Genomic DNA, 13,785 nt, shown 5'->3' with positions numbered 1-13,785 from the left:
CGGGAATGAAAAGGAATGTAACCGGATTAGAAGCAGGGATTAGTGAGAGGCAGGCATAAAAAATCCCGCACAGGTTTTAGCTGCCGGGCTTGTTTTTTTGAATAACTGCTTCCAATATACGACGGAACTGCTGCCTCGACCAAATCTAATTTCTTTTATATAACTAATAGTAACTAATAATAAATTATTTGTAGTTTAAAGGTGATAAACAGTAATCAAAATTTGATAATTAAGAAGCATAATGCCCAAGACAGTAGGAGATTTAACGCTGTATTCGGTCGATGACCTGCATGAGCAGCTCGGAATTTCAAAGATGACTTTGCGAACCTACCTTCGGGAAGGACGAATCCGGGGGCGAAAGCTGGGGGTTAGCTGGTATGTTACGGAAGAAGCCATCCGCGAGTATTTTAATGAGCCTCAGGAGCCATCACCCCAAACATCAAAAAAGAAAAGTGATAAGCAGTACCGGTATATTGTGCAAGGCATTAACGACCTTGTGAGTGAAACCGAAGAATGCGAAACTATTGATGAAGTAATATCCACACTGAAGGAACAGGCGATCATAAGCTTATTCCAGGTTCGGATCGTGGATAAAAAATCAGATGAAATCACAGAAATTATTAAAGCCAGAGAATTTTTAGAACGCCATGCTTAAACTGAAAGACACCGGATTAGAGGAATTTTCATTTGGAGACGGACCCGATGATCAATTCTATATTTTAGTGAACAAGAAGATCAGTCCCGATGGAATAGATGTGGACAAACTAAGCAAGACCGACCCCCGGAAATTTGATCAGGTACTCTCTGATATGGGGTGTGTGCTGATGCTGAATGGGGTGGAGGTTACTGAATTATGCATGCGCGGTGAGCTGGACAATGAAAACCTGCACGAAAGTATGTATGAGCTGGCTAAGGATGAAGGGATTATTCAGTAAAGCTACCTGTTTTAGTTTTTAAGCTAACTCGAAAGGCTCATTATTCTGCCACCACTGCCATGCCCTGAGTAAACAGATCACGGTTTTCCCATCGTTGATTTCTCCGGAGTGAACCATATTGACTGCTTCTTTGAAAGGAATACGCTGGCGGGTAACAAACTCATCCTCATCTGCTTTCTGCGGAACCGACTTCAGGTTCCAGGCCACATAGATATGGATGACTTCATCGGAATATCCGATGCCGGGGTAAAAATGCCCGACGTAGGCGAAATCAGTTGTAGAAACGCCGGCTTCCTCCTCAAGTTCCCGCATAGCAGTGGTGTCTTGCAGCTCTCCGGCATCAATTTTACCGGCAGGGACTTCCCAGAAAATCTGTTTCATGGGATATCGAAACTGCCGAATCATCATCAGGTCTCCGTTATCAAAAACAGGAACCACAGCACAGGCACCGGGATGTTTAATCCATTCCCGGGTAGAAGTTGAGCCATCAGGCAGCCGGACTTCATCATAGAAAACGTGCAACAGCTTTCCGTTGAAAACTTCTTTCGATGTCAGGGTTTTCTCTACCAGTAATTTGTGCTCGTTCATGGTGGTTTTAGAGACTTAAGGACTGTAAATTTGGACAGGCAATATCGCAATTAAAAACAAGGTTTGGCTAATACAACCAAAAATATAGACGGAAAGAAAGTGGAGGTTACAGGACGGGTATTTACCTGGTCCAATACCATTTCGTTCAGCCGTATTTTAGTGGCCTTTCCGGTGGTCTATTTACATTACCTGAACGATTTACAGGTGAATACCGCTATTATGGTATTAATTGTATATGGAGTGATATCCGATTATCTGGATGGTTTTATTGCCCGAAAGACCGACACCATCTCAGAACTGGGCAAGATGATTGACCCGATTGCCGATAAGCTGTGTGCTCTCGTTCTTTTCGTGTACACCGTGTGGATAGGATGGATTCCCCTTTGGTTTTTGATATTTGCGGTAATCCGGGACAGTATGATTATGCTGGGCTCGTACTATATCAAAAAGAAATACGATAAGGTGGCCATGGCTATCATGTCCGGAAAAATTTCTGTGAACGTGTTAGCCTTGTACTGGATCGCGGTGTTTTTCTTTCCGGATGCCGGAGGCGTCCATATGTTTTTGATGGCATGTTCACTCACATTAATGATTATCTCCTGGATCGATTACTTTAATCGCTACCGCCTGATTATGAGCGGAGCAGAATTCAATTAGCTATTATTTATATGGGATTTCTTGAAAAATTAGGACTGAAGAAAAAAGAAAAGCTTGACGAAGGTGTTGAGAAAAGTCGCGATGGCCTGCTTAATAAAATCGGGAAGGCCTTTGTAGGGAAAGATAAAGTTGATGATGCCATCCTGGATGACCTCGAAGAAATCCTGATTACTTCGGATGTGGGGGTTAACACCACCATCGAGATTATTAAGAAAATTGAAGCCCGGGTTGCCAAAGATAAGTACGTAACGCAGGATGAGCTACAAGCAATGCTCCGGGAAGAAATTGTACACCTTCTGGAAGACAATGCCCCTGATAAACCCGCAGAATTTGAAGCCGAATTCCCCATCAACCCACACGTTATTTTAGTGGTTGGGGTGAATGGAGTCGGGAAAACGACCACCATCGGAAAGCTGGCTCACCTATATAAAAAAGCAGGCAAAAAAGTGATTTTAGGAGCTGCAGATACCTTCCGTGCGGCAGCGGTCAATCAGCTAAAAATCTGGAGTGAACGAGCGGATGTTCCCATCATCCAACAGGGCCAAAATGCAGACCCGGCTTCCGTTGCCTACGATACGGTTGCAGCAGCTAAAGCTCGCGGCAGCGATGTAGCTTTGATCGACACAGCCGGTCGGCTTCACAACAAAAAAGCACTGATGGAAGAACTTGCCAAAATAAAGCGGGTAATGGGTAAGGTGGTGGAAGGAGCTCCACATGAAGTGATTTTAGTACTGGATGCTTCCACCGGACAGAATGCCATGCAGCAGGCAAAAGCGTTCACCGAAACGGTAGATATCACCGGGCTGGCTCTCACTAAATTAGATGGAACGGCTAAAGGAGGAATCGTAATCGGAGTATCGCATGAGCTTAGCGTTCCCGTAAAATATATCGGGCTGGGTGAGAAAATAGAAGACCTTCAGGTATTTGACCGGGCCAACTTTGTGAATGCGTTGTTTGGGGAATAAAAAAAAGCCACGTTTATCACGTGGCTATATCTTTATCTAAAAAGAGTTTTTAGCCTCCGCCTGTTTTACCGCCGTCGTCATCGTCACCTCCGGTGCCGTCTTCTTTAACGGGGTCGTCTGATTGATTATATGCTTTTATCGAAAAGTAATTTTTATAAGCCAATGTATCTTTCATTTGTACCTGATTAATTCGTTGTTCTGAGCAAAAAACAATATTATACTTTTACATGCAATAATCAGATAAGAGTATATGAAAGTATTTGCGTCAGTTATACTTATTGTTGGAGCCGGTTTTTTTCTCGGGTTACAGGCCCAAAATGTCGCTTCAGATTCGTTGTACAATCAGGCCCATGATTTGTACCGGCAGGCCAAGTATGAGCAGGCGGCAGAGATTTTTAAAGAGGCATCAGAGTATTACCTTTCTGTTGGGGACTCGGTAGATTGGGTACGATCAATTTTACGGCAGGGTGATGCTTTACTTAGTCTGGGTGAAGTTCGGAAAGGAGAAGAGCTTTTTATATTCGTAAATGAACATCAGCCTAAAAACGCGGGGGCTATATTAAAAGCGGAAATACAAAAAAACCTGGGAAGGGTATACCGCGAGTTAGAGCAATATGAGAAGTCAATACGGTTTTATGAGAAAGGGTTGGAACTTGCCGCAGTTGAGGGAGCTTCAGCATTTATGGCTCAACTAAATAATAATATTTCCTACCCCTATTTATACTCCGGAGATTATGAACGAGCCTTTTCCCATCAGAAGAAAGCCAAAGAAATATATGAATCGATTGGCGAAAACTATCGTTTGTCGTTTGTGCTGAATGGCATGTTTATCACGCTCCGAAATTTAGGGCTGCACAAGCAGGCCAATAAGTACATTCGGCAGAGCTTAGATTTAAGAGAAGAAACAGGGAACCCCAACCTAATGGATATTGCCTACCATAATATGGCCGTCAGTTTTAATGATATGGGGCAAAAGGATAGCGCTATTATCTACTATGGGAAGTCGCTGGAGCTCTCCCGGATGCTGGAAAACCCGTACGACATTACGCAGACGCTTATCAACATCGGCCAGCTTTATAAGCGCTCGGGAGATTACGAAAACGCCCTTGCCTATTTCAATGAAGCCCTGGAAACTAACTATCAGACGGAACGGCCGGTTTCTATCGCCAACAACCTGAAAGAGCTTGCAGAGGTGGCTGTTTTGAATAATGACCTCAATAATGCCGAAAGCTTTTACCGGGAAGCGTTAAACTGGATAAAAAAAGCCGACTCGCCGCAAGAGCTGGCAGGGCTTTATCTCAAAATTGCCGAATTGAAATTAAAGCAAGATGAATTTGATGAAGCGAAAGAATATGTAACGGAAGCAAAAAGCATTTCGAGCGAAAATTTTGCTTCGCAGCTATCGCAGGCCCATATGGTGCTTGGCGAGATTTACGAGGCAGAAGGTGAATTCCGAAAAAGCGTTGGTCAATTCAGAAGAGCTCATGCCATGTTCGCCAATCAAAGTATCTCTTCTCAAATAGAACCGACTATAGAGCTTGCCGGTGCTTACAGTAAAATGGAGTCGGATAGTGCTTTTATATTAGCGGATGAAGCTTTTTTTCTAATCGATTCTGTCCGAACCAATGTGGCAGGACTAACTTTCAGATCTGGTTTTTTCCGGGATTATGCCGGGTTTTATAATGAGGTGGCTTCCTGGTATATCATTCAAAAGAATGATCCGGAGAAAGCCTTTGACCTGGTTGAGGCTGCAAAAGCTCGTGTGTTGATGGATGAGTTAGCCGAGGCCCGTAAAAAAGTGTACGAAACGCTTGACGAAGCTACCCTGATCAAAAAACAGCAAAAAGCGAAACAAATAGATCGGTTATACACCCAGCTTGAACAAGCAGATTCAAAAGAGGGGGCTGCGGAAATCAGGGAAGAACTTAAAGACCTGGAATTCGAGTACCAATCCTTCCTGAACGAACTTCATACAAACAGCAGAGAGTTAAAGAATTTTGATTATCCGGAACCGGTAACCCTCAGCAAAGTGCAGGAATTGCTGAACGAGGAAACAGCCGTTATAGAGTATGCATTTACCCAGACCGGCATGATCAGGTTGGTGGTACAACATGATGATATTTCTGCTTCCTATAGAGACTCAGTGAGCTCAACGAATGCCCGGTCATTTTTTACAGAGAACGTTCGCAGTTTCCGTCAATCCATAATCGAATCAGAAGAGAAAAGCACGATTTATGACCAGGGCGCGAACTTGTATGATTATTTGATTCCGGCTTTTGAAGAAGTCGAAGGCCCGAAAACAGCAAACCTTGTCATTATTCCGGACGGACCGTTGAGCTTCCTGCCCTTTGAAGCTCTAAGCAGGGACTCGCGGTTCCTGATCCAGGATTTTCAGGTTAAATACCTGCCCTCTGCATCCATTTATTCTTTTATACAACCTCCTCATCGGGAAACGGAATATGACTTATTGGCTCTGGCAGGCTCCGGTTTTGAAAGTGAAGAAAACGCAGCTTACCCGGCGCGTTCGCAGGCCTCATTTGCTTCGTTGCCTTCAACTTTGCTGGAGGTGGATTCCATATCGGTGAATTTCAGTAAGGTCAAAATTCTGAAGAATGATGATGTTACCGAAGCCACACTTAAGTCTCATGATTTGGGGAATTACCGAATCCTGCATTTTGCTACTCACGCCAATGTGGATGAAACCAATCCATTCCGAAGCGGACTCATACTTTCCAAAAAAGCAGAAGTGGAGTCTTTATTTGGGGAAGACGGCCACCTGAATAGCCGCGAAATTTCCAGCCTGAAACTGAATGCCGACCTGGTAACGCTAAGCGCCTGTAATACAGGAATGGGTAAACTGGTGACGGGCGAGGGACTGCTGGGCTTACAGCGCTCATTTCTTTCCGCCGGAGCTTCTTCGGTAATGGTAAGCTTGTGGTCCGTTTTTGACCGAAGTACCTCGGTGTTTATGTCGAACTTTTACAGCAGCATGTTAGCTCACCAGCAAGAGGATTACGGCATGTGGAATCAAACGCTGGATTGGTTTGGCATGTATGAACATCCTATGATAGATTACAAAACCAAAGCAATTCGTGACGCCAAACTGGCGATGATCGATCACCCTTATTACAACCACCCGGTGTATTGGGCTCCGTTTATTTTGATCGGTAAATAAAAAACGCTCCGACGCAGAGCTGCCGGAGCGTTTTTTTAAACTCAATATCTAACTTCGAACAAAGAAGGCTCAAGTTTGAAGTTCTCTTACCTTGCTCCAATCGCTCTGCGTTGGAGCAGAAAAGGTCGAGGTTTGGTGTTGGATGTTCTTTGTTCTACCGAGGATCAACCTGTGTCTTTTCAATAAACTCCTGATTATCAACAAGAGGACGATCGGGGGAGTTTGCTAAAAGAGCTGTGAGGTTGTACACAAGCTTTGTTCGCTTCAGGTAAGGCTCGAAAGTAATCTTTTCGATGTGATCCTGCGGGCGGTGATAATCTTCGTGCGTTCCGTTGAAGAAAAACACAAAAGGTACACCAAGTCGCCCAAAGTTCCAGTGATCACTTCTGCGGTAAAACTGGTTTGGATCTTCAAGATCATTGTATCGGTCGCTAAGTACCAGATTTGGTCCCATCACATTCGCCATTTGAGTAAGGCTGTCCATCTGTGAGGAAATAATTTTTCCACCAATGATGTACACATAGCTGCTGTCGCTATTTTGGTGCTCAGGATCAACCCGACCAATCATATCAATGTTAATGTTAGCTACCGTATTCTCGATGGAGAAAATGGGGTGGTCGGAATAATAGCGGGAACCTAAAAGTCCTTTTTCCTCACCGGATACACTTAGGAATAAAACACTCCTTTTTGGCCCAACACCGGCGGCTTTTGCTTCAGCCATGGCTTGTGCGGTATGCAGCGTAGCTACGGTTCCACTTCCGTCGTCATCGGCGCCGTTGTAAATGTTATCTCCGGTTGAATCGGGCTGACCAACACCAACGTGATCGTAGTGTGCGCTTAGTACTACCACTTCATTCTTCAGCTCCGGGTCGCTTCCTTCCAGTAAAGCAACCACGTTTTTGGTATGAACTGTATTCTCGTTCACAACGGGATTGTGATACAAAGTTTGTCCTTCTAAAGGCTTGGCCTGGAAAGAGGCAGGCTCTTCGAGGATTTTACTTTGTGTTTCGGCTAACGCCTCCAGGTTTTCAAGTCCAAGCATCCGGGCTCCCAGTTCAGGGTGAACACGGTTGAATGCCGGAGCTGTACTGCCATCATCTTCCTGCAAATACTTGAGGTTCAGTCCTTGTCCACGGCCAAAATAATCCTGGCGTGTTTTTGCTTCCTGAAGAAAGTCGGTAGTATCGGTTCCTACAATCAGGATGGTACCCACGGCGCCACCAGAGGTAAGTGCTCTTTGCAGATATTGCATGTTGGTGTTAGAACGCTCATACATCACAAGCAACCATTTGCCGGACACATCTTCCGGAAAGTGATTGATGCCTTCCGCTTCGTTATACATGCCGGCACCGGCGAAAACAACAGGCCCGCTTACGGTATCACTACCGCCAAAAAGGGTAACAAAATTTCCGATTTGTTGGGCGTTATGGGTGGAATTATCAACTACTTCGTCACCATCAGCAAGTCGGTAGGTAACCTGTTCAACGGCTGGTTGGGTAAGTTCGTAGTGTTGAAAATAGGAGTTATCGTCACCTACAGCTTTCAGTCCTATTTCCGCATATCGTTTGGACAGATATCGTGCAGCTTTTTCTTCATATATGGTTCCGGTTTCCCTTCCCTGAAGAGAGTCGTGGGCCAATACGGCCAGGTCGCTGTATAAGCGATCTTTGGTGATTTCTTCAGAAAACGAATAAATGGTTGGGGGAGGGGTTTCAGGTCCTTTCTTGAAAATACTGCATGCAGAAAGGGATAGTGCGAGTAAAAAGAGTAGTGCTTTATTAGTCATTAAGGTAATCAGGTTTAGTTAGCGCCGATGATTTCATCCACCGGCTTTAGGTCGATATAAAATTTCGTAGGGTCTTCTTCGAGAAAAAGATTGATTTGTTGCTCCTTAATCATTTCCAGAACTGCCAGGAAGGTCACAACCACATAGATTTTGTTCTTCAGGGTTGAACAAACCTCCATAAAGGTTTGCCGGCCGTGATCTTGCAAGCGGTTCAGCACAAATTCGGCTTGTTCTTCAACAGTAGTGCTCACCTTCTCAACGTGGTGAACAATGTTCTTTCGCTCAATATCCTGCAGCACTTTCTTGAAGGCGGCGATCAGGTCAAACATAGTTACGTCCTGCAAGGCTTCTCCGGTGGCCTGTTGTTCCACATCGTCGGCTTCCGGGTATCCGCGCATAAACTGTTTACGGACTTCTTCGTCCATGTCGGCCATTTTTTCCGACATTTCCTTGTATCGTTTGTATTCCAGCAGTCGTTGCACCAGTTCATATCGGGGATCAGACTCATCCATTTCTTCATCGTCAGAGTCTTCCCGAGGGAGCATCATTTTGGCTTTGATGGACATCAGCATACTGGCCATCAAAATAAATTCACTGGCTACATCCAGGTCCAGTTCTTCCAGCATATGTATGTAATCCAGGAACTGCTTGGTGATGTAGGAGATAGGGATATTGTAAATATCGAGTTCGTCCTTTTTGATAAAGAAAAGGAGCAGGTCGAGCGGGCCTTCAAAGTTGTTGAGCTGTACGCGATACATACCTTAAAACTACACTGTTAGAAACTAAATTTCTTTATTTTCTTTTGGTTGGTGAATGTTATTTTAGCATTCACTTAATTTAGGCAAAAATAAGGGCATGGATTATTCGAAATTTGTGGATGCCGTACTGGAAAAAAATGAGGCTGCAATCACCGAGCAGGTGAATGTAATCACTCCGGTGCTTATTAAGTTTTTGATGGTACGCCTGGATGCCACAGTTCATGATGCCCAAGACTGCGCACAAAATACGCTCCTGATTGCCATAGAAAAAATTCGTGAAGACAAGATTTCGAACCCGGATGCGGTAATAAACTACCTGTTTACCACGGCCAAACACGAGTATTTTAAGCAGCTTTCCAAAGACCGTGAGGTCAATTATGAGGACCTTCCCGAGCACCATTCAGACAAGGCCGATCAGCTTAACCGATTGCTCGATAATGAGAAAATGAACATCCTGAAACGCTGTATGGAGTCGTTGAAGGCTGATTATAAAAAATACATTGAATATTGGTTTCAGAATCCTGACTACGAAACTTCGGTGGTTGCCGATCATTTTAATATCTCTGTGAACAACGCCTGGACCAAGAAACACCGGGTGATAAATGTGCTCAAAGAATGCTTCGAAAAAAAAATTAAACTTTAACTGTAAGGAATTGCTTTTTCATCGCTCTAACTATGTGAGATCAGAATGTATTTATAGAATACATTCTGAAGTAATAGAAAAGCTTTAGTATGGAAAATTCGAGAGAAACAGAAATTAGACAGCAGATAGATGCCTACATAAAAGGGCAACTTTCGGAGGAAGAGATTCAGGCTCTGTGGAATGAGTTCGCGAAAAACCCGGAACTGTTGGATGTTCTTGAAGTTGAGGTAAACGTAAAAGAACTGATTGAACGTGAAGCATTGAACTCAAAACCGGATTCAGGGTCGGCTACCATCACGAAACTTCCTTCCTACACTTGGCATGTAGCGGCAGCGGCCGTTTTTGTGATCATTGCTTTGGTGCAAATATTCAGGATAGAAACTCCAACTCAGATCGATCAGTTTGTAATTAATCAAATCGGACCCGATCAGGTGGAAACGTCAGATGGTGTTCGGGCTAAAGACATGCGCATTACCACCGCAGATTCTCTCCTGAACCTCGGCTTTGAGGCCATCGTCTCCGGAAACGAAGACCGCGCACTTGAGCTGTTTGATGAAGTCATAAACCGATTTGATGAAGAGCCCTATGGATCGAAAGCATTTCTCAATAAGGGGATTATCCTTTACAACGAATCTAATTACGAAGAGGCAATTTCGGCATTCCGGGAAGCGGCAGAACGGGTTGAAGACAGCCGCATGATTCTCGAAAAAGCGTATTGGTATATGGGCAATGCCCTCGTAAATGTAGGAGAACTCGAGGAAGCTCAAAAAGCAGTATTCGAAGCCTATCAACTGGATGGCATGTTTCGTAAGCCGGCTTTCCGTTTGTTGAAGAAGCTTAGCGATGACCTTGGAAGTTCAGACTACGAAGGCTTTGATGCCCAGCAGTTAGAATAATTTCCACTAATTATTCACTGTGTACCTGAGGGATAGGTTCGGCGCCTTCCTTCATATGATTCATCAGGAAGTCATGAGCACTTAGTTTGGAATCGCCTTTTTCTTTTTGAGCCCGCTGGTAGCTTCCGTCTTCCATCAATAGCCATCGCTGCTTGTTATCATTAAAATAAATATTGATAACAAACTGCAGGTATTTCTTTAACTCGGTTTTCTCGATAGGGGTAATGGCCTCAACGCGTGCATCCAGGTTGCGGTGCATCCAGTCAGCTGAACCGATAAAGTACTTATGCTCCCCACCATGATGGAAGTAGTAGACGCGGGAATGCTCCAGGTACCGCCCAATAATGGAGTGAACGGTTATGTTCTCGCTCATTCCTTCTTTACCCGGAACAAGTCGGCAGACTCCCCGGACAATCAGGTCTATTTTAACCCCAATCTGAGAGGCTTCATACAGCTTTTGGATAATCATCGGGTCTTCCAGGCTGTTCATTTTGGCGATGATACGGGCAGGGTTCCCTTTCCGGGCTTCTTTCACCTCTTTTTCAATCAGTTCATTCATCTGCTTACGCATATGGTTGGGAGCAACCAATAACTTTTCAAAAGTTTGTTCGGGAGCGTAGCCTGTAAGCAGGTTGAAGATATCGGTAACATCGGAACAGAGTTTTTCATCACAGGTGAAAAGAGCCAGGTCTTCATAGAGCTGTGCTGTATCCGGGTGGTAGTTTCCGGTTCCGATGTGGCAATAGGTTCTGAGGCCGTCGCTTTCTTCACGAACTACCATGGTAAGCTTGGTATGGATTTTTAATCCGGGAATACCATAGGCCACATGCACGCCAAAGTTCTCCAGCTTCTGCGCCCAATTAATGTTTCGTTCTTCATCAAACCGGGCTTTAATTTCAACCAACACAGCAACCTGTTTTCCCTCCTCCGCGGCATTCATCAGGGAGTGCATTAATGGGGAGTCTTTCGAGGTTCTGTACAAAGTCTGTTTTATGGCAAGTACTTTTGGGTCTCGTGCTGCCTCTTCCACAAACCGCTGCGTTGAAAGCTCAAAACTGTGGTAGGGATGGTGCACCATGAAATCACCTTTCTTGATGACCTCAAAAATACTGGGAATCTCTTCTTCGGGGTTATGTTTGAGCGAGGGATGTAAAACCGGAGTCCATACCCGCTCTTTGAGCCGGTTAAACCCGCTTAGCTTAGCTATCTCCATAGAATCAGCCAGCCCAATCGTGCCTTTCATCTCATACACATCCTGCCAGTTGATGTTCAGGTTTTTGATGAGATATTTTTTCAGATGTTTGGGCATCTCGGCATCAATTTCGAGCCGCACAATTTCGGCAAACTTTCGTTCTCTCAGCTCATCCTCAATGGTCTCAAGCAGATCTTCGGCTTCTTCCTCATTGCGGTCAACAGAGGCATTCCGGGTTACCCGAAACATATGGGCAGAAAGCACCTTCATTCCCGGAAAAAAATGATCCATTTTCTCGCGGATAATATCCTCGATAGGCACAAGAATTACCTTGTTTCCTTTTCGGTGCACCTGAACAAAACGATTCCGATTGGCAGGAATCTTAAGTCGGGCAAACGATTTTTCTTTGGTTCTGGGGTTTACCAGCTCGATGGCAAAAGAGAGGCTCTTGTTAGAGATAAATGGAAAAGGGTGGGATTCATCAACCGCCAGCGGGGTAACGATTGGGTAAACCTGTTTTTGAAAATACCGGTCGCTTACGCTTTTCTGATAATCGGTGAGGTCGGAATAAGATTTTATCTGAATTCCTTTCTGGGAAAGTTTGGGAACGAGATCTTCAAAAAAACAGCTTCGATAAGCTTCAATCATATTCTGTACTTCATGCCGAACCGATTTAAGCTGATCGGAAGGGGTCATGCCATCAACTGATAATTCTTTGACTCCGGCCAGCAACTGTCGTTTGAGTCCACCTACCCGCTTTTGGAAAAACTCATCGAGGTTAGAGCAGACGATGGAAAGAAACTTTACCCGCTCCAGGATTTTATTCTTCTCATTTTGGGCTTCGGCCAGCACACGCTCGTTGAATTTTAGCCAGCTCAACTCGTAATTGAAAAAGTAATCGCTCCCGAAAATCTTCAGGTTGCTGGATCGCAAATCCTTATGCATACCTTTCTGTTTAAGGATTTCGTTCTTTTTGGGATTGGCCCTTTTCTTGGCAATCTTCGATTTTTCTGTAACCGATGGGTCGAAGTTAACTTCATCGGGCGATAAGGACGTCTTTTTCATAAAGGGCATTCATTAATTAGCATGCGCAATTCGCTATAAAACTAAGTATAATTCTGTAAACTTAGCGTTAACAATTAGACTATCTCTATAACGTGAATAATCCACTATTAAATCCTGAAGAAAAAGAAGAAGCATTTGAACAGACGGTTCGTCCGGGATCGCTTCAGGAGTTTATTGGCCAGAAAAAGGCCATTTCTAATCTTTCGGTTTTTATAAAGGCAGCCAAGCAGCGGGGCGACGCACTGGATCACGTTATTCTTTCTGGTCCTCCGGGGCTGGGAAAAACTACCCTTTCCTATATTATTGCGAATGAAATGGGCGTCAAAATTCGCCCCACTACAGGACCTGTACTCGAAAAGCCGGGAGATCTGGCAGGTATGCTCACAAACCTGGATGAAGGGGATGTGCTTTTTATTGATGAAATTCACCGGCTAAACCCGGTGATCGAAGAATATTTGTATTCAGCTATGGAAGACTATAAGCTGGATATTGTGATTGACTCCGGGCCTAACGCACGCAGTATTCAGATTGAGCTAAACCATTTTACACTGGTTGGGGCAACAACCCGTAAAGGACTGTTGACGGCCCCACTTCGCGCACGTTTCGGTATCGATATGCGGCTGGATTATTACGATGTAGAATTGCTTCAGCGAATTGCCCTCCGAACGGCAGACATCATGGGGATGGGAATAACCGAAGCCGGCGCTCATGAAATTGCCCGAAGAAGCCGCGGAACTCCACGTATCGTCAATAAGCTACTTCGCCGCACCCGTGATTTTGCGCAGGTGGAAAGTTTGGATACCATAGACGACAAGATTGCGGATAAGGCCCTCAATGCGTTGGATGTAGATAACAACGGACTGGATGAAATGGACATCCGGATTCTGAAAGCAATCATCGAAAATTACGATGGAGGTCCGGTGGGCTTAAGTACACTGGGTGTTGCTGTGGGAGAAGATAAAGGCACGATTGAAGAGGTATATGAACCTTTCCTTATTAAAGAAGGTTTTTTGCAGCGAACGCCGAAAGGCCGGATTGGCACGAAGAAAGCGTATCAGTATTTGAATGTTGACCCGTCTAAGACTGACCGTGATTTGTTTAATTAGTGCATTCTGTTAAATTCTT

13 protein-coding genes are annotated in these 13,785 nt (G+C 44.6%); 8 read left to right on the top strand and 5 right to left on the bottom strand.

Annotated features, from left to right (window positions below):
- Positions 1-241 precede the first annotated feature (241 nt).
- Together NM125_RS06295 and NM125_RS06290 are read left to right on the top strand one after the other, a co-directional pair.
- The gene (locus NM125_RS06295; protein ID WP_255133900.1) at positions 242-655 is read left to right on the top strand and encodes a helix-turn-helix domain-containing protein; all 414 of its coding nucleotides are present in this window, start codon (positions 242-244) and stop codon (positions 653-655) included.
- Complete coding sequence (locus NM125_RS06290; RefSeq protein WP_255133898.1) at positions 648-935, top strand: hypothetical protein; 288 nt, start codon at positions 648-650, stop codon at positions 933-935. Before NM125_RS06295 ends, NM125_RS06290 begins: the two co-directional genes overlap by 8 nt.
- An 18-nt stretch (positions 936-953) precedes the next feature.
- On the opposite strand, the gene NM125_RS06285 is transcribed toward NM125_RS06290, so the two are convergent.
- Positions 954-1,523 (bottom strand): NUDIX domain-containing protein, encoded by a 570-nt coding sequence (locus tag NM125_RS06285; RefSeq protein WP_255133895.1) that lies wholly within the window; start codon positions 1,521-1,523, stop codon positions 954-956.
- 63 nt (positions 1,524-1,586) lie between these two features.
- Here NM125_RS06285 and NM125_RS06280 point away from each other — a divergent pair, with 63 nt between their 5' ends.
- Positions 1,587-2,180 carry a CDP-alcohol phosphatidyltransferase family protein gene (locus NM125_RS06280; protein WP_255133893.1) on the top strand — a complete coding sequence of 198 codons (594 nt, stop codon included), beginning with the start codon at positions 1,587-1,589 and terminating at the stop codon, positions 2,178-2,180.
- Between the two features lie 11 nt (positions 2,181-2,191).
- Positions 2,192-3,145 carry a signal recognition particle-docking protein FtsY gene (gene ftsY / locus NM125_RS06275; RefSeq protein ID WP_255133891.1) on the top strand — a complete coding sequence of 318 codons (954 nt, stop codon included), beginning with the start codon at positions 2,192-2,194 and terminating at the stop codon, positions 3,143-3,145.
- Between the two features lie 49 nt (positions 3,146-3,194).
- On the opposite strand, the gene NM125_RS06270 is transcribed toward ftsY, so the two are convergent.
- Positions 3,195-3,320: a hypothetical protein gene (locus NM125_RS06270; protein ID WP_255133889.1), complete on the bottom strand. Its 126-nt coding sequence runs from the start codon at positions 3,318-3,320 to the stop codon at positions 3,195-3,197.
- A gap of 75 nt (positions 3,321-3,395) precedes the next feature.
- On the opposite strand from NM125_RS06270, the gene NM125_RS06265 reads away from it, so the two are divergent.
- A complete protein-coding gene (locus NM125_RS06265; RefSeq protein ID WP_255133887.1) occupies positions 3,396-6,320 on the top strand; it encodes a CHAT domain-containing protein in 2,925 nt (974 codons plus the stop codon).
- Between the two features lie 154 nt (positions 6,321-6,474).
- Here NM125_RS06265 and NM125_RS06260 read toward each other — a convergent pair whose 3' ends face one another.
- Entirely contained in the window at positions 6,475-8,106 is a 1,632-nt protein-coding gene (locus NM125_RS06260; RefSeq protein ID WP_255133885.1) for a M28 family peptidase, read from the bottom strand.
- Positions 8,107-8,120: 14 nt separating this feature from the next.
- A complete protein-coding gene (locus NM125_RS06255) occupies positions 8,121-8,864 on the bottom strand; it encodes a segregation and condensation protein A (protein ID WP_255133883.1) in 744 nt (247 codons plus the stop codon).
- 97 nt (positions 8,865-8,961) lie between these two features.
- On the opposite strand from NM125_RS06255, the gene NM125_RS06250 reads away from it, so the two are divergent.
- The gene (locus tag NM125_RS06250) at positions 8,962-9,507 is read left to right on the top strand and encodes an RNA polymerase sigma factor (RefSeq protein ID WP_255133881.1); all 546 of its coding nucleotides are present in this window, start codon (positions 8,962-8,964) and stop codon (positions 9,505-9,507) included.
- A gap of 89 nt (positions 9,508-9,596) precedes the next feature.
- A complete protein-coding gene (locus NM125_RS06245) occupies positions 9,597-10,403 on the top strand; it encodes a tetratricopeptide repeat protein (RefSeq protein ID WP_255133879.1) in 807 nt (268 codons plus the stop codon).
- Positions 10,404-10,413: 10 nt separating this feature from the next.
- On the opposite strand, the gene ppk1 is transcribed toward NM125_RS06245, so the two are convergent.
- Positions 10,414-12,660, bottom strand: coding sequence for a polyphosphate kinase 1 (gene ppk1, locus NM125_RS06240; protein WP_255133877.1), 2,247 nt, complete (start codon positions 12,658-12,660; stop codon positions 10,414-10,416).
- Positions 12,661-12,752: 92 nt separating this feature from the next.
- Between ppk1 and ruvB the strand changes: the two genes are divergently transcribed.
- On the top strand, positions 12,753-13,766 hold the full coding sequence (ruvB, locus tag NM125_RS06235) for a Holliday junction branch migration DNA helicase RuvB (RefSeq protein ID WP_255133875.1): 1,014 nt from the start codon (positions 12,753-12,755) through the stop codon (positions 13,764-13,766).
- Positions 13,767-13,785 lie beyond the last annotated feature (19 nt).

The organism is Gracilimonas sediminicola, assembly GCF_024320785.1.
Classification (GTDB): Bacteria; Bacteroidota; Rhodothermia; order Balneolales; family Balneolaceae; genus Gracilimonas; species Gracilimonas sediminicola.
The sequence above is the reverse complement of the archived record's forward strand: the minus strand, read 5'-3'. Positions and strand labels throughout refer to the sequence as shown.